Source organism: Clostridium pasteurianum DSM 525 = ATCC 6013, assembly GCF_000807255.1.
Taxonomy (GTDB): domain Bacteria; phylum Bacillota; class Clostridia; order Clostridiales; family Clostridiaceae; genus Clostridium_I; species Clostridium_I pasteurianum.
In genome coordinates this window covers 1851350-1868725 of the sequence record NZ_CP009268.1, presented here as the reverse complement: position 1 = coordinate 1868725, position 17376 = coordinate 1851350, and the positions used below count along the sequence as shown (strand labels likewise).

The 17376-nt window shown below is 31.3% G+C and carries 14 protein-coding genes; 2 read left to right on the top strand and 12 right to left on the bottom strand.

Annotation, left to right across the window (positions count from 1 at the left end):
* Nucleotides 1-198 precede the first annotated feature (198 nt).
* The 4 genes from CLPA_RS08430 to pdxS all read right to left on the bottom strand — a co-directional run bounded on the left by CLPA_RS08430 (nt 199) and on the right by pdxS (nt 4634).
* On the bottom strand, nt 199-570 hold the full coding sequence (locus CLPA_RS08430) for a hypothetical protein (protein ID WP_003443780.1): 372 nt from the start codon (nt 568-570) through the stop codon (nt 199-201).
* Nucleotides 571-803: 233 nt separating this feature from the next.
* Nucleotides 804-2834, bottom strand: a complete 2031-nt coding sequence (gene ptsG / locus CLPA_RS08425; RefSeq protein ID WP_003443779.1) for a glucose-specific PTS transporter subunit IIBC — start codon at nt 2832-2834, stop codon at nt 804-806.
* Nucleotides 2835-3191: 357 nt separating this feature from the next.
* The gene (gene pdxT / locus CLPA_RS08420; RefSeq protein ID WP_003443778.1) at nt 3192-3761 is read right to left on the bottom strand and encodes a pyridoxal 5'-phosphate synthase glutaminase subunit PdxT; all 570 of its coding nucleotides are present in this window, start codon (nt 3759-3761) and stop codon (nt 3192-3194) included.
* A 3-nt stretch (nt 3762-3764) separates the two neighbouring features.
* Nucleotides 3765-4634, bottom strand: a complete 870-nt coding sequence (gene pdxS, locus CLPA_RS08415) for a pyridoxal 5'-phosphate synthase lyase subunit PdxS (protein ID WP_003443777.1) — start codon at nt 4632-4634, stop codon at nt 3765-3767.
* A gap of 513 nt (nt 4635-5147) precedes the next feature.
* On the opposite strand from pdxS, the gene CLPA_RS08410 reads away from it, so the two are divergent.
* Nucleotides 5148-6521 carry a DUF6056 family protein gene (locus tag CLPA_RS08410; RefSeq protein ID WP_003443776.1) on the top strand — a complete coding sequence of 458 codons (1374 nt, stop codon included), beginning with the start codon at nt 5148-5150 and terminating at the stop codon, nt 6519-6521.
* Between the two features lie 205 nt (nt 6522-6726).
* Here CLPA_RS08410 and CLPA_RS08405 read toward each other — a convergent pair whose 3' ends face one another.
* The 6 genes from CLPA_RS08405 to yunB all read right to left on the bottom strand — a co-directional run bounded on the left by CLPA_RS08405 (nt 6727) and on the right by yunB (nt 13008).
* Nucleotides 6727-7464 carry a YebC/PmpR family DNA-binding transcriptional regulator gene (locus CLPA_RS08405; RefSeq protein WP_003443775.1) on the bottom strand — a complete coding sequence of 246 codons (738 nt, stop codon included), beginning with the start codon at nt 7462-7464 and terminating at the stop codon, nt 6727-6729.
* A 122-nt stretch (nt 7465-7586) separates the two neighbouring features.
* Nucleotides 7587-8228, bottom strand: a complete 642-nt coding sequence (locus CLPA_RS08400) for a YigZ family protein (RefSeq protein ID WP_003443774.1) — start codon at nt 8226-8228, stop codon at nt 7587-7589.
* Between the two features lie 65 nt (nt 8229-8293).
* Nucleotides 8294-8959: a HEAT repeat domain-containing protein gene (locus CLPA_RS08395; RefSeq protein WP_003443769.1), complete on the bottom strand. Its 666-nt coding sequence runs from the start codon at nt 8957-8959 to the stop codon at nt 8294-8296.
* An 18-nt stretch (nt 8960-8977) separates the two neighbouring features.
* Nucleotides 8978-10396, bottom strand: a complete 1419-nt coding sequence (pdxR, locus tag CLPA_RS08390; protein ID WP_003443765.1) for a MocR-like pyridoxine biosynthesis transcription factor PdxR — start codon at nt 10394-10396, stop codon at nt 8978-8980.
* Between the two features lie 19 nt (nt 10397-10415).
* A complete protein-coding gene (hflX, locus tag CLPA_RS08385) occupies nt 10416-12200 on the bottom strand; it encodes a GTPase HflX (RefSeq protein WP_003443762.1) in 1785 nt (594 codons plus the stop codon).
* A gap of 151 nt (nt 12201-12351) precedes the next feature.
* Nucleotides 12352-13008, bottom strand: a complete 657-nt coding sequence (gene yunB / locus CLPA_RS08380; protein ID WP_003443759.1) for a sporulation protein YunB — start codon at nt 13006-13008, stop codon at nt 12352-12354.
* A gap of 374 nt (nt 13009-13382) precedes the next feature.
* Between yunB and CLPA_RS08375 the strand changes: the two genes are divergently transcribed.
* Nucleotides 13383-15896: a transglycosylase domain-containing protein gene (locus CLPA_RS08375; RefSeq protein WP_003443756.1), complete on the top strand. Its 2514-nt coding sequence runs from the start codon at nt 13383-13385 to the stop codon at nt 15894-15896.
* Nucleotides 15897-15920: 24 nt separating this feature from the next.
* Here CLPA_RS08375 and CLPA_RS08370 read toward each other — a convergent pair whose 3' ends face one another.
* On the bottom strand, nt 15921-16496 hold the full coding sequence (locus tag CLPA_RS08370; protein ID WP_003443753.1) for a stage V sporulation protein AE: 576 nt from the start codon (nt 16494-16496) through the stop codon (nt 15921-15923).
* Between the two features lie 79 nt (nt 16497-16575).
* The gene (gene sigF / locus CLPA_RS08365) at nt 16576-17331 is read right to left on the bottom strand and encodes an RNA polymerase sporulation sigma factor SigF (RefSeq protein WP_003443750.1); all 756 of its coding nucleotides are present in this window, start codon (nt 17329-17331) and stop codon (nt 16576-16578) included.
* Nucleotides 17332-17376: the final 45 nt, after the last annotated feature.

Below are 17376 nucleotides of genomic sequence, written 5' to 3'. Positions count from 1 at the left end.
TCAATGTTAAATATTTATATACATAATATATATTTTCCCTATATTTATATATTATCAAAAGCTTTATTTAAGGAAAATTTTATCTATAGTTCAATATATAATTAAAAATATCTAACAAATATAAAAAACCGAAATATTTCGGTTTTCTATATTTTACATTAAATTTTAATCTATTATAAATAATTCATCAAGAAAATTTTACTTATTTTCCGGCAACATGGCACATATTAGTTTTATAATGCGTTTAATGGTATTATCACTAATAGTACTTTTAAGATTGAAATTGTCAATCAGCTCCCTGGAAATCATCAATGCCTTTTCTTCTTTTACATCATTATAATCTGTTTTAAAATTTTCTTCAACAAAAAATACTGCTTCACTTATAGCCCTGAGTATATTTTTTATATTTTCTTCTGTAGATTCATCCTCTTCAAGTCTTAAAATATTATAAGTTATTCCATAATAATCATTTTTTATTTTAGTGTCATTTTCTCTAAGTAAGTATACAAAATATGAAATTCCAAGTACTATAGCAACTAGCAATATATATTGAACTATTATTTCTATCATAGGATTCACCCCTTAAATAATTGCATATATCTAACTTTTCTTAGTTGAAAGTTGATAGTGGACAGTTGATAGTTTGTTTAGCCTTTTCCCCACTATTACAAATAAAAAATCTGCTAATATAGATTATGCAGTAATTTAAGAACATGTACCTTTGAAAAAATTAAAGCGCCTTTAGAGAAATTTACACCCCAGAGGCGAAATTGTTAAAATTTGGGCCCCTGGGGTGTAGGAATTTATTTAATTGTAACTATTCCTTTTTGTCCACGTTTAACTTCTGATCCTGTATTTATTACTACAGTTTTACCTTCTGGTAAATTTGTGAATACTACAGGAGTTATTATAGATGGAACTTTGTCTTTAACCGAATCCAAGTCAACTTTTAATATAGGCTGACCTGCCTTTACTTTAGCCTCCTGTTCTACAAGGGCTGTAAAGCCTTCTCCCTTTAAAGTAACAGTATCCATACCAAAGTGAACTAAAAGTTCTAAACCATCTTCAGCAGTTATTCCTACAGCATGTTTAGTTGGAAATACAGTAGTTATAGTACCATTGACAGGAGAAACCACTTCTCCGTTGGATGGCTCAATGGCAAATCCATCTCCCATCATCTTCTGTGAAAATACCTCATCTGGAACCTCTGTAATATTTATTATCTTTCCATCTAAAGGAGAAACTATATCGGACACATCATCTAAATCTACTTTGGTTGATTCTACAGTCTCTTTTTCCTCAACGGGCACTGGTGTTTTTCCACTAATTATATCTTTTATCTGACCCTTAAGCTGATCAGATTTAGGTCCAAATATGGCCTGAATATTATTACCAACCTCCATAACTCCTGCGGCACCTAATTTTTTAAGTCCATCCTTATCAACATTTTTAATATCTTTAACAATTACACGTAAACGTGTTATACAGGCATCAAGATTTTGAAGATTTTCTTTTCCTCCAAGGGCTTTTAATACACCATAAGCAAGTTCTGTGCCTTGAACCGTTGAACCACCTGCATTTTCTTCAGAATCATCTTCACGACCTGGAGTTTTAAGATTCCATTTTCTTATGGCAAATCTAAATCCAAAATAATATATTACTGAAAATACTAATCCTACAGGGATTACCAGCCACCAGGCAGTTCTGTTGGGAATTACTCCAAATAGTAAGAAGTCAATAACACCACCAGAGAAAGTCATACCTATTTTAATATTTAAAATTTGCATTGTCATGAAGGAAAGTCCTGCAAATATACAGTGGATACCAAATAATACTGGAGCAACAAACAAGAAAGAAAATTCAAGTGGTTCTGTAATACCAGTTAAAAAGGAAGTTAATGCTGCTGAAGCCATAATGCCACCTACAAGGGCCTTTTTTTCCGGCTTTGCTTCGTGATAAATAGCTAATGCTGCTGCTGGCAATCCAAACATCATAAATGGGAACTTACCAGTGGTAAAGGTACCTGCTGTAAAAGGTACTCCATCCTTTAACTGTGCAAAGAATATTTTCTGATCTCCATTTACCAGTTCACCTGCTCTATTTACATATTCCCCAAATTGATACCAAAATGGATTGTACCATATGTGATGAAGCCCAAAAGGTACTAGTGCTCTTTCAATAATACCAAATATAAGTGCGGCTAGGGTACGATTTGAATCTATCATATTATGTGAAAATATATTTAATGCATTTCCTATAGGAGGCCAGATTACAGTAAGGGCAAGTCCTGCAACAATTGCTGCCACTGCCGTAACTATAGGGACAAATCTCTTTCCTGCAAAAAAGCCGAGATATGAAGGCAATTCAATATTAAAGAACTTCTTATATACCTGTGCAGCTATAATACCTATTATAATACCACCAAACACGCCCATTTGAAGTGTTGGAACACCTAAAGCCATAGCATACTCAGGATGAGAGGCATTTATCATACTAGGTGTAATCCCCACAACAATTCCAATTGTTTTGTTCATTATAAGGAATCCAACTATAGCTGCAAGTCCTGCAACACCATCTCCATCAGCAAGTCCCACTGCAACTCCCACTGCAAATAATATAGCAAGATTATCAAAAATTATTCCTCCTGCCTGACTCATTACTATAGCAAGACTCTGAAACCATCCTACATTTAATATTGGTACAGCATTTAAAAATTGTTCCTCCTGAAACATTGTACCAAAGGCAAGCAACAATCCTGCTGCCGGTAAAATTGCAACTGGAAGCATTAACGCCTTACCAATTTGTTGTAAAACACCAAAAGCTTTTTTAAACATAATAATTCCTCCTTGAAATTCATTATTTATTATTGCAAAACACAAAAGGCATGAGCACAGTTACTAATACACAATACTTATCTGCAATATAGTAAATTTCTAAATTTATATCTATATAATATAAAAATTAAAATAAATGATTACTTTTATAAAATAGAATTTAGCATTCAATTTTATTGCAAATAAATATTTAATTGTATTAGTTACCATTGCTCATGCCTGATCGAATCAGTAACACGCAATAATTATATTAATTTACTATCAAGCCGAAAATTACTAATATCCAACTTGACTACGTTTTCATATTAACATATTGTTAAATAAATTTCAACAAGTTTTTTAAATTAAATTTAATTTTTATTCTCTGCACATAGTTAAAAAATATCTATGAAAATCCAAATTATCTGTTAACTCAGGATGAAAGGATGTTACCAGCATATTGTTTTCTCTTGCTGCCACTACATTTCCATCCAATTCATATATTTTTTCTACACCCTCACCCAATTTTGTTATAAATGGGGCTCTTATAAAAACAAGAGGTATCTTATTAGAAGATACTTTTTCTATTAATTCTTCTGTTTGAAAACTGTCCCTCTGTCTACCATAGGCATTTCTTCTTACATTTATGTTCATAAGCTTAAGATAGCTGTCTTCCCAGTTTTCTACGTTCTTAGCCAAAAGTATCATACCTGCACAAGTTCCCCAAACGGGTAAACCCTTAAGTATTTTTTCTCTTAAAGGCTCCAAAAGTCCAGTACGACTTAAGAGTTTTCCAATAGTTGTACTTTCTCCTCCAGGAAGTATTATGCCATCTACATCTTCTAAATCCTCCTGTTTTTTTACTTCTACAGTCTCCTGATTAAGGGAATTTATATGTTCTATATGTTCTATGACGCCTCCCTGGAGTGATAATATTCCAATTTTCATACTCTACCAGCCTCTTTCTGCATATCTGTCTTTAATTTCATTTAATTCAAGACCATGCATGGCTTCTCCAAGGCCTTCAGATACTTCTGAAAGTATTTTAGGATCATTATAGTAAGTAGTAGCAAGTACAATAGCTTTTGCCCTCTCCTCTGGATTTTCAGACTTAAATATTCCTGAACCAACAAATACTCCTTCTGCTCCCAATTGCATCATAAGAGCTGCATCTGCTGGAGTAGCAATTCCGCCGGCAGCAAAATTTACTACTGGAAGTTTTCCATTTTCCCACACATATTCCACTAAGTCATAAGGAGCTGCAAAATCCTTAGCTATGGACATAAGCTCTTCCTTTGGTGCATTTTTTACTTTTCTAATGTCATCCATCATAGTTCTCATATGAGTTACTGCTTCTACTACATTGCCTGTACCAGCTTCACCCTTTGTTCTTATCATAGCAGCACCTTCACCAATTCTCCTAAGGGCTTCTCCTAAGTTTCTTGCACCGCAGACATAAGGAACATTAAAATCCCACTTATTAATGTGATAAGCTTCATCTGCTGGAGTCAATACTTCACTTTCATCAACAAAATCTATAGATAGATGTTGTAATATTTGTGCTTCCACAAAATGTCCTATTCTCACCTTTGCCATTACCGGTATGGATACAGCTTCCTGTATTCCCTTTATCATCTTTGGATCAGACATTCTTGCCACTCCACCTTCTTTTCTAATATCAGAAGGTACTCTTTCTAGTGCCATAACCGCACAAGCTCCTGCTTTTTCTGCTATCACTGCCTGCTCTGGATTTACAACATCCATTATTACTCCACCCTTTAGCATTTGAGCTAAGTTTTTGTTTATTTCATATTTACTCATATTAAAAATCCTCCCCTTTATCTACAAAGATACTGGTTACAGATTTAGGCCCAAATCTACATTTGAAATCTTTGCTTTTCAATTATTACATTATTTACAATAACTATTATAAATTTATTTAATGTTTTTTCAAAATGTATGGGTACATTTTGTCTAATTCTCTTAAAATCCACAAAAATACATACCATACATTACTTTTTCTGAAGGTATATTATATGCAGTTTTTAATGTTTATTGAACAATAGTGTTCCATGTACATGAAGATTGTTTAAATTTATTTTCAACAATTCATAAGCATGGGAGTATGCTAGGAATCAATGTTGAGCTTCTTGTAAAATGTATAAAATTGGCTATGAATAAGTTATTTATTATGGTAATATTAAGTAAAGTCAAATGTAGTTTATTAAATACATAACTAAAAACTATAAACTTTTGTATGGTAATTCTTATACCTATATTTTTAATTAAAAAACTAAATTATATAAAAGCATTTGAGAAAGGTAGCGTATACGAATGATAAACCAAAAAATCGTAAAAAGAAAATTGATATTATTTTTAATATTTATTATAGGATTTGCTTTATTTGCCCTATTGGTTCATTATGTTCATCGCGGAGGCGGTGACGATGCAAATTTTCCAATCTTAATTAAAAAATACAACTTGCTGGGATGGCTTAAATACCGCTATGATACTTGGAGTGGAAGATTAGCTTCAGAAACTTATTGTTATATATTTGGGTATTTACCTCTATATTTTTGGAAAATCTCAAATTTAATTCATTATGGAATTCTTACATTTTTTTTATACAAATACTATGAATTGTTCAATAAACATAGAAACAATAAGCGAGATTACATTATGGCAGTTTTTTGCATTATATTACCCTTTGGAATGAATTTTGGTGCCTTGTGTGATGGGGCTTTTTGGGTGACAGGTGCAATGAATTATCTTTGGATTACAGCCGCTGGAATTGCCTCTTTTTACCCCATACTATATTATTCTATTAATAAACAGTATCCACATTTGTTTTTTCGAATAATAGCTCTATTTTTTGGATTTGTTGCAGGAAGCTCCCAAGAACAAGTTGGAACCACTTTGTTAGTTTTTTGTATACTGTTTTTAATATATATATTTTTCATTTGCAGAAAAAAGTCATTATTCCTTATTATTGAGACAATAGTTGTATTTTTCAGCTTTCTGCTAAATTATTTTTCACCTGGGAATAGCTTACGTTTTACTAATGAAGTAAAAGCGCGAATACCAGACTTTCTAACTATTCTACCATACCAAAGATTGGAGTACAGTTATAGATGGATTATGGATGCCCTTATTAATCATATGGGGATTTTGTTAATTTTAACTTGGATACTTCTAATTATTCTATTGGTAAACAAGTCTAAAAAGAAGATTATAGATTTGATCTCTATGGTTATTCTCATTGTAGCTATATTATCTATAGCAGTAAAAAGTAACATAAGTCAATTTTTTAATTTCCAGGCTAAATGGGGAATTTTGACCTTTTCAAAGACCTCTTATATTGCTATGGCATTTTGGAGCTTTATTCTAATTTTTACTATTATAGCAGCCTACTCACTATATAATTTTAAGATCAAAGGGCTTGCAGTTGTTCTGCTCATTTTGGCAGCCTATGCATCAACATCTCTTATGATATTTTCACCAACCATGTATGAATCAGGTTGCAGAACTATGTTTGTTCCTTCAATTATATTGTGCATTGCCATTTTGCTATTAATAAATGACTGCATAACAAAATATAAAAAATATGCCCTTTTACTTGTATTGATTTCTTTAGGATTTCCAATTTACCAATATTTCAAATTTGCAAAAATATTCTCTACTGCTTTTAACTTTCATTATCCATGGTGATTTTGGAGTTTATTATAAAGATAATAAGTCCTAGATGTATCTTCTTAAGAATACATTTAAAATATGTATTCTTAAGCCCCTAATTACTAATTATGGCAAGAATAAAGATATAATACAAGAGGCTCGCCTCAAGATGTTTTTTAATCATTTTGAGACGGCCTATTTAATTGAAATTTATATAGGTCTTGAAGGACCTGCAAAACTCCTATCCTTCAAATTCCTCAGGGAATTCAGCATTGTGGTATACGTCTTGAACATCGTCATCATCTTCAAGTTTGTCTATTAATTTTTGAACTTTTTCAGAATCCTCTAAGTTAAGCTGTGTATATGTGTCTGGAATCATAGTAAGTTCTGCTGAGGCAAATTCATAACCAGCTTCTTCAAGAGATTCTCTAACCTGGGAGAAATCCTCCATAGCTGTAGTTATTTCAAAAGCTTCTTCCTCTGCATTAAAATCTTCTGCTCCAGCGTCTAGTGCAGCCATCATAACCTCATCTTCATCAAGACCATCTTTTCTTTCAATAATTATCTGGCCCTTTCTCTGAAACATGAAGGATACGCATCCATTTGCTCCTAGATTTCCACCATTTCTGTCAAATATATATCTAACATTTCCTGCACTTCTGTTCTTATTATCTGTTAAAACATTTACTATAACTGCTACACCTGCTGGACCATAGCCTTCATAAACTATTTCTTCATAGTTTACTCCCTCTAATTCTCCTGCTCCTTTTTTTATTGCTCTTGTAATTGTATCTTGCGGCATATTATTAGCTTTTGCTTTAGCTATAACATCCCTTAATTTTGCATTGGTATCCGGATTAGAACCAGCCTTAGATGCTACAGCTATTTCTTTTCCTATTTTTGTAAATATTTTACCCCTTTGAGCATCTGCTTTACCTTTTTTAGCTTGAATATTATGCCATTTTGAATGTCCTGACATAAAAAAACCTCCTAACATTGCTATGTACACATTTTAATTAATTTTATTAAATTAAAAAATATCCAATAAACTTTAAATATTATAACATAAAAAATATTTTATGTTAAATGTAAATCAATTTGTTATGGAAATAGCCTATTATCTATTTTAAAATAATACTTGCTTTCACCTTCAAAAAACTCACAACCTCCAGAAGCAACTTCAATAAAAGTCTTTTTAGCTTCTTCTAAAATTGACTCTTCAAAATAAATTGTCATTTTGACTTTATCAGTGTACTCTAAATTCTCTATATGCCACATTTTCTTCTCACATAAATACTGAATTTTTCCCAAAAGATCGTAATTTACAGTAACTGAAAGAGCCTTCCCCATAACTTTAAGTACAATTTTACCCTCTTTTATGGCAGAAGCTGCACCTTTCGAATAGGCTCTTGTAAGGCCTCCTGTTCCAAGGAGAATTCCTCCAAAATATCTAGTAACTACAATTGCTACATCTGTTATTCCATTTTTCTTTATGACTTCAAGTATTGGGATGCCTGCTGTTCCCTGGGGTTCTCCATCATCACTGTATCTCTGAATTTGAGATTTTTCACCTACAATATATGCATATACATTATGCCTTGCATCTTTATATTTTGCCTTTATACTTTGTACAAATTCTTTTGCCTCTTCTTCAGTATAAACTCTTTTAATATTACTTATAAAAATTGATTTTTTCTCTTCAAATTGAAAACTTGTTTCATCTTTTATAGTATAATAACTCATTTAAATCTCTCCTAAATATCAATGAATCTTACTAAGTGGAAGTAGAACTTAAGGGATCTGCAAAATTATATACTGTTAATATATTCATCGCACAACCTCTTTAAATAATCTTTATCAGTACTCTTTTTTATTTCCTGTATTCTATTAAGGGCAATTTTACTATTGATCTTTATAAATGCTTTTATAGCATAGGAAACCACCTGAGGGTTCATATCTTCCAGTGCCCTTAAAAGTGCACTTTCAAAGGAACTGTCCTTTATTTTTCCCATAGCCGAAACAGCCATTCTTCTAACATTTACGTGCTTATGTACAGAAGCTTTTATAAGTATATCCTTAGACTTCCTATCTTTAAGTTCTCCTAAAATCCAAATAGCAGTTTCTTTATCTTTTCCATACAGTTCTACGTATTTTTCTCTTATATAATTCAATAATGCTTGTTTATTTTTCTCGTCCATATTAGATATAAGATAGGTTTTGTCATATTTTCCTGCCCTTGAAATGCTGTCTAAAAGTTCTTTTGGATTTTTACTCTTTGCAAGGAATCTATATTTTATTTTCCCTTCAATAATGTGTTTTTGTACAGTTACTCTATCAATATTTCTTATTTTGCTTATGGCTTCAATAGATTTTCCCTCTAAAAATAAAAAATACGAAATTTGCTCATCTGTATAGCTGTCAATATAATCCCATTTAAAATTTATTAATCCGTTATCCATTCTATCACTTTCCATATATAAAACACCTAGTTCCTAATTATCTTTATCAAAGGTAAGTATTTTATCTATAATTTCTATTCCCTTTTTTATTTTAGTTTCATGTGTCTGTGAATAGCCTAGTCTAAAATATTTTACACCATCATCTCTATCTCTATAGAACAAAACTCCTGGAGAAATAAGTACCTTTTTTCTTTTGCATTTATAAAACAATCTATCTGAAGTTACAGGAATATGGTCATTTATTTTAAGATAAAAATTAAAACCGCCTCCGGGACTATTAAAACTCACCTTATCTTTTAAAATATCTTTAATACACTTTTCCATATAATTATATCTTTTTAAATACATGGACTTTATATTATTTATATAATCTTTCCAATAACCTTTTCTTATGTATAAATCCAAAGCCCTTTGCATAAGACTAGAAGTAGATATATCTGTATTTACCTTGGAATTTTCTATTTGTTCTTTAATTTCTTTAGGGGAAATTAGATATCCCAATCTGATACCTGGTAAAAATATTTTTGAAAAACTTTTTATATATATAACTCTGTTATTTGTATCCAAACTCTTGAAGCTCTCATATTTTATATTCGGACTGTAAATCAGCTCAGAAAGGTAATCATCTTCTACTATGTAAAAGTCATATTTTTCTGCTAGGCTTAGTATTTCTTCTTTTTTTTCTCTGCTATAGGTCATTCCAGTTGGATTTTGAAAATAACTCATAGTATAAAAACATTTTATTCTATTCTTTTTCAATATTTCTTTAAAATCCTCCAGACCTACTCCATCTTTCTCCATATCTATTTCAAAAATATTGGCACCTCTCCATTTAAAAACAAAAAGTGCTCCATTGTAAGTTGGTTTTTCAACTATTACATTATCATTAACGTTAATCATTGCCTTTGATACAATATCTATTCCCTGCTGTGCCCCAGAAACTATTAAAATATCTTCTATAGCTAATTTATTATTCCAAAAATATTTGCTTATACTCTTTCTAAGTCCCTCAAAACCTAATGCTTCCTGATAGATTAATGCATTAACACCATCTCTGTCTATTACCTCATTAATTACTTCTTTAAAATTGTCTATTGAGAAAAATATATTACAGGAAGTTTCTCCTGCAAAATCTATATAATTATCTAAATCTTTACCCTTCATCTTCTTAAAAGTTTCAGCATAGTCTCTTTTTAATTTTCTACTTTCTTCCCTTTTTTTAGCGTAGGTACCACTGCCCATTTTTTGGACAGCATAACCTTCACTCTGAAGTTTTTTATAGGAATTTATAATGGTATCATTATTTACTCCTAAAAATGATGATAATTTTCTTATAGGAGGCAATTTTTCTCCATCTCTTATTTTTCCCTTATCTATCAATTTTTTTATGTGTTTTGAAATTTGTGCATATTTAGGTGTTTCTTCACTGAAATCTACAGCATATATCTTCATGTTAAATTCCTTTCAAAGGCTATACTTTATATTTTAAGTACTTGTTATAAGTTATATCATCTACTTCTGCAACTATTTTTGTACCTTCTTCTAAAAATTTTTCTTCATCAATTTTGGAATTTCTATGAAGGTAGGCTACTTCACTTTGATTACTATAAGGTATAATATATTCTACCTTTTTTAAATTATTGGGTAGATTATTACATATACTTTCTAATAGAGCATCTAAATTCACATTATCTTTTGCGGAAATTTCTATTATATATAAACTACTATATTTATCTTTTATACAGTTAATTTCCTCTTTACTGGCCTTATCTATTTTATTGAGTACCAATATAACTGGTTTATCACCAGCTCCCAGTTCCTCCAAAACTTTTTCTACTGCCTCAATTTGTACAAGGGCATTTTCATTAGAAGTATCTATCACATGTAAAAGTAAATCTGAATATATTACTTCTTCTAGAGTGGATTTAAATGCCTCTACTAGATCATGAGGAAGTTTTCTTACAAATCCAACCGTATCTGTTAGCGTAGCGGTCCTGTTATCTGGTAAAACTATAGCCCTTGTAGTTACATCCAAGGTAGCAAACAGCATATCCGCTTCAAATACATTTTCCTTTTTTACAGAATCATTAGGTGCTGCCATACTGCAAAGTTTATTTCTAAGTGTTGACTTTCCGGCATTTGTATATCCCACCAAGGAAATTTTAGGTATGTTTTGATTACTTCGCTTTTCTCTTTGAGTTTCTCTGTTTCTTCTTACCTTTTCCAGCTCTTTTGTAAGATCATATACCCTCTCTCTTATACGCCTTCTATCAATTTCCAGTTTCTTTTCTCCTGGTCCCCTGGTTCCTATTCCACCGCCGGTTCTGGACATTACACTTCCAAGTCCCATAAGTCTTGTGGATCTGTATTTTAATTGAGCCAATTCCACTTGAATTTTAGCCTCTTTAGTTCTAGCTCTCGTAGCAAATATTTCCAGTATAAGTGTAGTTCTGTCAATTACTTTTATTCCTAAAATTTCTTCCAAGTTTCTCACTTGAGAGCCTGTAAGTTCATCATCAAAAATTATTAGATTAGCTGATAAGCTTTGTCTTATGAGATTTATCTCTTCTACTTTTCCGCTGCCAACATAGAAGGCTGTATCTATCTTATCTTTCTTTTGAAGTACAGAGTGAAGACATTGTACATTACAAGCTTTTGCAAGTTCTTCTAGTTCTTCAAGACTTTCTTTGCTCTCTATGCCTACTATAATTGCCCTTTCACTATTGTCTTCTTTTATATTTTCAATTTTTATTGTATCCTGTATATATTTAATCTTATCTATAAAGTTTAACTCCATAGCCTTCTTAATACTCATAGGACCAATTATTTCAGGTTTCAGTAGATCCCCCTGTACACTGCAAAATCCTGCTGTAATATCTGTCATATTACCCTCTTTTACTCCAACAGCTGTTATACAATCCAGCTTTAATTTTATAAGTGCAGATACATCTATCATGGACAATCTTGAATTGCCGCCGGGATGTGTATGAACTATTCTCACTCCAGCAAGTTTTCCTTCCTTTACATCAATTAAAGGCAGCTCTACTGTAGAACTATCACCGATTGCCACACTTACAACATTTCCTCTCCTATCTATAACTACACTTACTTCTCTATTTATCATTCCCGTTACATAACATATAGTATAGGATAATTCTTCTGTTATTATATTATATTTTGGAATCTTCATTTCATATATTTCTTCTAATTTCTCCAATAGAGATTTCCTTATTCCATCTATATTTCCTAAAATCATATTATCACCTTCACATCTTAATTAGTAAATATTTATCTCATAACATTTATATACAGGTTCGTGGTGCTGTAATATTCCTCCATACTTTGCTTATTAAATAATTTTATACTATAAGCCATCTATTGTAAATACAATGGATAGGGCTATTGTATTAAGGTAAATCAAAACCTGCATTCTTTAAGTCAAACTGCAGTGCAGTATCAGGTACCTTTCCTACAATAACAGTCTCAGCTAAAGGTATTTGAGTTTTCACTTCAATTCTATTCGTATTCATTGGAAAAATCACTCTGACACTTGTCTTTACATTTATGTATATACTGTGTTTAGTCTGATTTATCCCCTGACTTTGAAATTTTGATGAGTATTCAGTATCAATACTGCCAATGGGATTTGCCTTTATAGTAACTTTTGGCCCAAAATTAGATATAATATTATTTTTAAAAATATATCCAATGGGAATTTTTATATATATATTTCCTGAATTTTTTAATTTTTCCTGACTTCTTATTGCCACATCACAGGCAATTTGATTCATCTTTAATGTATCAGCTCTCAGCATTATAATATTTCCCTCTGAATCTTTCTCAATTCTTATAACTTTATCATAATCAAATTTATTACTGTACTCCTCAAGAATAGTCTTATTTAGTATGTCCACTGTTCTCTTTTTTATTTCCTCATCTGCGATATTTAAAAGAGCCGGGGTTATTACTTTATTTAACTCATATAAAAAAATGTTGAATACAATTAATATACCGATTAGTACAATTAATGTTTTTATTTTAGTCTTAGTATTAATCTTAATCACCTCACAGTACAAATCTTTTATAATTAAACATAATTTTAATAATAAATAATCCTTTATTATTAATTTTTAACTCTTAACCTTAACTAAATCTGTTCTTTAAACTTTTATATTTGTCCTTTTCAACTCTCCACTATAGGTTTTCAACTAAACGATATGCTTTTGTATAATATCTTATTGACCTCTGTGTTCTACTATAAATATGTATGAAATTCAGCTGGAATAATTACAGTATTTGGTATATAATAAATAAAACTTTATACATAAATTTATTAATAATCTATTAAAATACTTAATTTAATATGGAGTAATTTTAATAACAGCTAATATTATGCTATAATATTAAGGCATTAGTTGTAGTTTAAGGAGGATATTTTATGGCAAATACCACTGGTAGTGGTGCTACTACTACTAAAAAGAAAAAAACAAATAAGAGAAAAACAGATAAGAAAAAAAATCCAGTTTTAAAGGCATTTAAAATATTTTTTATAACTTTATTATGTGCAATCGTTATAGGTTCTGTAGCAGCTTTAGGTATGGGTTTAGCTATAATAAAAACTGCTCCAGCCTTGGATGTAAATGGAACTATATTAAATTTAGATCAACCCTCTGTATTATATGATGATAAAAATCAAATTATGGATACGGTGATAACCACACAAAAAAGAACTATAATAAATTTGGATTCTGTACCAAAAAATTTAACTAATGCATTTATAAGTATAGAGGATCAAAGGTTTTACCAACATAAAGGAATTGATGTAAAGAGAATCATAGGAGCCATGTTCATCAACGTAAAAAATAAAGTTTTAAGGGAAAGAGGAGGTATTCAAGGAGCTTCTACCATAACTCAGGAGCTTATAAAACAAAGGATGTTTTTAGCTGATTCTCTTCAAAACAGGATATCCTGGAGAAGAAAAATTCAAGAAGCTTATCTGGCAACTGAACTTGAAAAGCAATTAACTAAAAATGAAATACTAGAGGCTTATGTTAATGCTATATATCTTGGTGGTCAAGCTAATGGAGTTCAAGCGGCCTCAAAGCAATATTTTGATAAGGATGTAAAAGATTTAAATCTTATTGAATGTGCTTTTATAGCAGGACTTCCTCAAAGTCCCTCTGCCTATTATCCATTTTCACCTGCTGCTCAAAAGAATCCGTCAATTTATATAAACAGAACAAAGACAGTACTTCAGCAAATGCATGACAATAATTATATAAATGATGCAGATTATTCAAATGCACTAAATGATCTAGATAGTGGCAAATTGAAATTCCATCAGACTAAAAACACCAGTACTTACACCTATCAATGGTTTTCATCTGCTGCAGTAGAACAGGTTAAAAATGATTTAAAATCCCAGTATAGCTATACCGATGAACAGGTAAATAATTTAATAAGTGATGGAGGACTAAAAATCTACACCTCTATGGATAGAAATCTTCAGGATTCAACACAGACTATTTTAAATAATGATGCTTCTTTTGGTTTTACATCACGAACAGATAGTAGAGGCATAGTTGAGCCCCAAGCTGCTGCTACTTTAGTAAATTATCGCACCGGAGAAGTCAAAGCTCTAGTAGGTGGAAGAGGAGCTCAACCTATTGGTTCCTATAACAGGGCCTATGGTTCAAACTTTAAGCAAGCTGTGGGTTCAACAATTAAACCTCTTACAGTCTATGCTCCTGCCCTAGAAGAAAAACTTATTACTCCTGCTACTATTGTTGAAGATAGTCCACTGTCTGCAAGTGTATCCAGCAAATATTCAGGTTATCAACCTAATAATGACGATTATAAATACAATGGTCCTACTACCATAAGAGATGCTATAAAACGTTCCGTTAATATTGTTGCTGTAAAAATTGAAGATAAATTAGGTATATCTACTGGTGCTGCCTATGGAGAAAAATTTGGTTTACAATTAAGTTCCATTGATAAAGGTTCAATAGCCGCCTTATCTCTTGGTGAATTAAATCCTGGTAGTAACACTACTACTATGGCTTCTGCCTATGGTACTTTTGGTAACAGCGGCCTATATATACCCCCTAGACTTTATACAAAGGTAGTAGATAAAAATGGTAACAATGTATTGGAAAATTCAGCATCACCTAGGAAAGTAATTTCTCCACAGACAGCCTATATAATGTATGATTTACTAAAAGGTCCACTAACAAGAGGCGGAACAGGTACTGCAGCAAACTTTGGTGATATGCCTGCTGCTGGTAAAACGGGTACTAGTACTAAAGGGAAAAATGTATGGTTCTGTGGACTTACTCCCTATTATTCTGGTGCTGTTTGGATTGGAAATGACAACCAGCAATCTGCTCCTCCTGCAGGGAGTTCTACTTCCGCAAAAGTCTGGGGATTAATTATGAAAGAGGCAACAAAAAATTTACCTGTAAAAGACCTGCAAAGGCCTGCAGGAATAGAAGATTATAATGTAAATGCTGCTGACGGTAAACTTATGAATAATGGTGGATACAGCGAATTATTCTTAGATGGTACAGCACCTACAGAATATTCAAAGCCTAGTACACCAGAAACTAAAAAGGATGATGTTAATACTCCTGTAGAAGATAAATCAAAAGATAAAAATAATAATAATACTAATAGTACTAATTCCACAAACACTAATAGTACTAATAATACTAATAATAATGGAACTATTAATAGTACAGATAAACAGAATACTTCTGGTAATAAAAATACTACGAATGCAGGTAATTCAACTAATAGTAGAAATAATACTAACGGGAATACTACACAACAGACAAATCAAAATTCTAATTCCCAAAATGGAAATTCATCGAATACCGGTGAAAATAAGGGTACTGATAATAATGCTGAAACTACAAATTCCAATGTAAATAAAAATACTCCTAATAACTAAGTTAATATAGAAATGGCAATGTGGTTAAATCCCATTACCATTTCTATATTTTTTTATTATCTCCTGTAAAGCCCTTGTAACTACAGGTGATCCTATGGATATACTATCAAGATCATCCATTTTTCCAGGATCTCCTATTCCCACTACAAATAAGTCTGGATAACTATTTAAAGAGTTAACTGTATCCCCCTTTAAAATTTTATTATTGATTTTATTTCCATTTTTATCCACAGCACAGCTATATATATTTCCGAACTTATCTATTGATATATCTACTCTTACCCCTTTTCCTCCATTTGTATTAGATGCTACAGCTACTATACCCATTACTTCAACTTCACCACTATGGATAATATATTCCATAGCTTTTTCACCTTTTCCCTTGCCTGTATTTCCTCTATCATCTACCATAATAACTACGGGATCATATTTAGCTATATTTATAAGTCGTATAATGTCACTTCCTTTTAAATTTGTTGGATTTCCTGCTGACATGGAAATACATCTTCCGTGAATATTTTTTGCAGCCTTTTCTACAGCTTTTTTGGCAATTCTATCGCCGTCTGTAACTATAATTACCTTTTTCTTTAAATTCCTCATAAATATATTATCTGCATTTAATGTATTTTTAACCCCTCAAATATGTATTTATATAAAAAATAGCGTGGTTTATTCCACGCTATCCGCTAAGTTTTTCCTTCATTACCTTTAATACCTTTTTTTCTATTCTAGATACTTGTACTTGACTTATTCCCAGCATCTTAGCAACCTGTACTTGTGTCTTATCCTTAAAATACCTGAGCATTATAACCTGTCTTGATTTTTTATCTAAATTATTTAATGCATCCTTTAAAGCTATTCTGTCTACTACCTTAGAATCCTCCTCACCATTTTCACTTATTTTATCTATAAGCATTACTGGAGAACCGTCATCTTGATGAATGACATCATAAAGATATTGAAGATTATTTGCAGATTCTGTAGCAAATAATATTTCTTCTACATTCATTCCAGAAAATTTTGAAAGTTCTTCTATAGTAGGATCCCTATTTAATTTTTTTGTAAGAGTCTCTTTATCATAATGAATTTTCCTTGCAGCATTTTTTATACTTCTACTCACTTTAATTATACCATCGTCTCTTAAAAATCGTTTAATTTCGCCTATTATCATAGGTACTGCATAAGTAGAAAATTTAACTTCAAACTTTGAATCAAAATTATTTACAGCCTTTACGAGACCTAAACAACCTATTTGAAAGATATCATCATATTCATAACCCCTATTTAAAAACTTTTTACTTATAGCCGATACCAGAGGCAAATTATTTTCTACAAGCTTGTTTAATGCACTTTTATCTCCCTTTTGAGCCTCAGAAATAAGCTTTACATTTTCATTATAGTCATAACTATCTTTTTTCATCGCATCTCTAACCATACCCATAAGCTAAATTCGCTCTTTCCCTCCTCTCATTATAAAAAC

Bases quoted from the DNA above. Each gene is read 5' to 3' on its own strand.
- CLPA_RS08430 (WP_003443780.1), bottom strand. From the start codon at position 570: ATGATAGAAATAATAGTTCAATATATATTGCTAGTTGCTATAGTACTT.
- ptsG (WP_003443779.1), bottom strand. From the start codon at position 2,834: ATGTTTAAAAAAGCTTTTGGTGTTTTACAACAAATTGGTAAGGCGTTA.
- pdxT (WP_003443778.1), bottom strand. From the start codon at position 3,761: ATGAAAATTGGAATATTATCACTCCAGGGAGGCGTCATAGAACATATA.
- pdxS (WP_003443777.1), bottom strand. From the start codon at position 4,634: ATGAGTAAATATGAAATAAACAAAAACTTAGCTCAAATGCTAAAGGGT.
- CLPA_RS08410 (WP_003443776.1), top strand. From the start codon at position 5,148: ATGATAAACCAAAAAATCGTAAAAAGAAAATTGATATTATTTTTAATA.
- CLPA_RS08405 (WP_003443775.1), bottom strand. From the start codon at position 7,464: ATGTCAGGACATTCAAAATGGCATAATATTCAAGCTAAAAAAGGTAAA.
- CLPA_RS08400 (WP_003443774.1), bottom strand. From the start codon at position 8,228: ATGAGTTATTATACTATAAAAGATGAAACAAGTTTTCAATTTGAAGAG.
- CLPA_RS08395 (WP_003443769.1), bottom strand. From the start codon at position 8,959: ATGGAAAGTGATAGAATGGATAACGGATTAATAAATTTTAAATGGGAT.
- pdxR (WP_003443765.1), bottom strand. From the start codon at position 10,396: ATGAAGATATATGCTGTAGATTTCAGTGAAGAAACACCTAAATATGCA.
- hflX (WP_003443762.1), bottom strand. From the start codon at position 12,200: ATGATTTTAGGAAATATAGATGGAATAAGGAAATCTCTATTGGAGAAA.
- CLPA_RS08375 (WP_003443756.1), top strand. From the start codon at position 13,383: ATGGCAAATACCACTGGTAGTGGTGCTACTACTACTAAAAAGAAAAAA.
- CLPA_RS08370 (WP_003443753.1), bottom strand. From the start codon at position 16,496: ATGAGGAATTTAAAGAAAAAGGTAATTATAGTTACAGACGGCGATAGA.
- sigF (WP_003443750.1), bottom strand. From the start codon at position 17,331: ATGGTTAGAGATGCGATGAAAAAAGATAGTTATGACTATAATGAAAAT.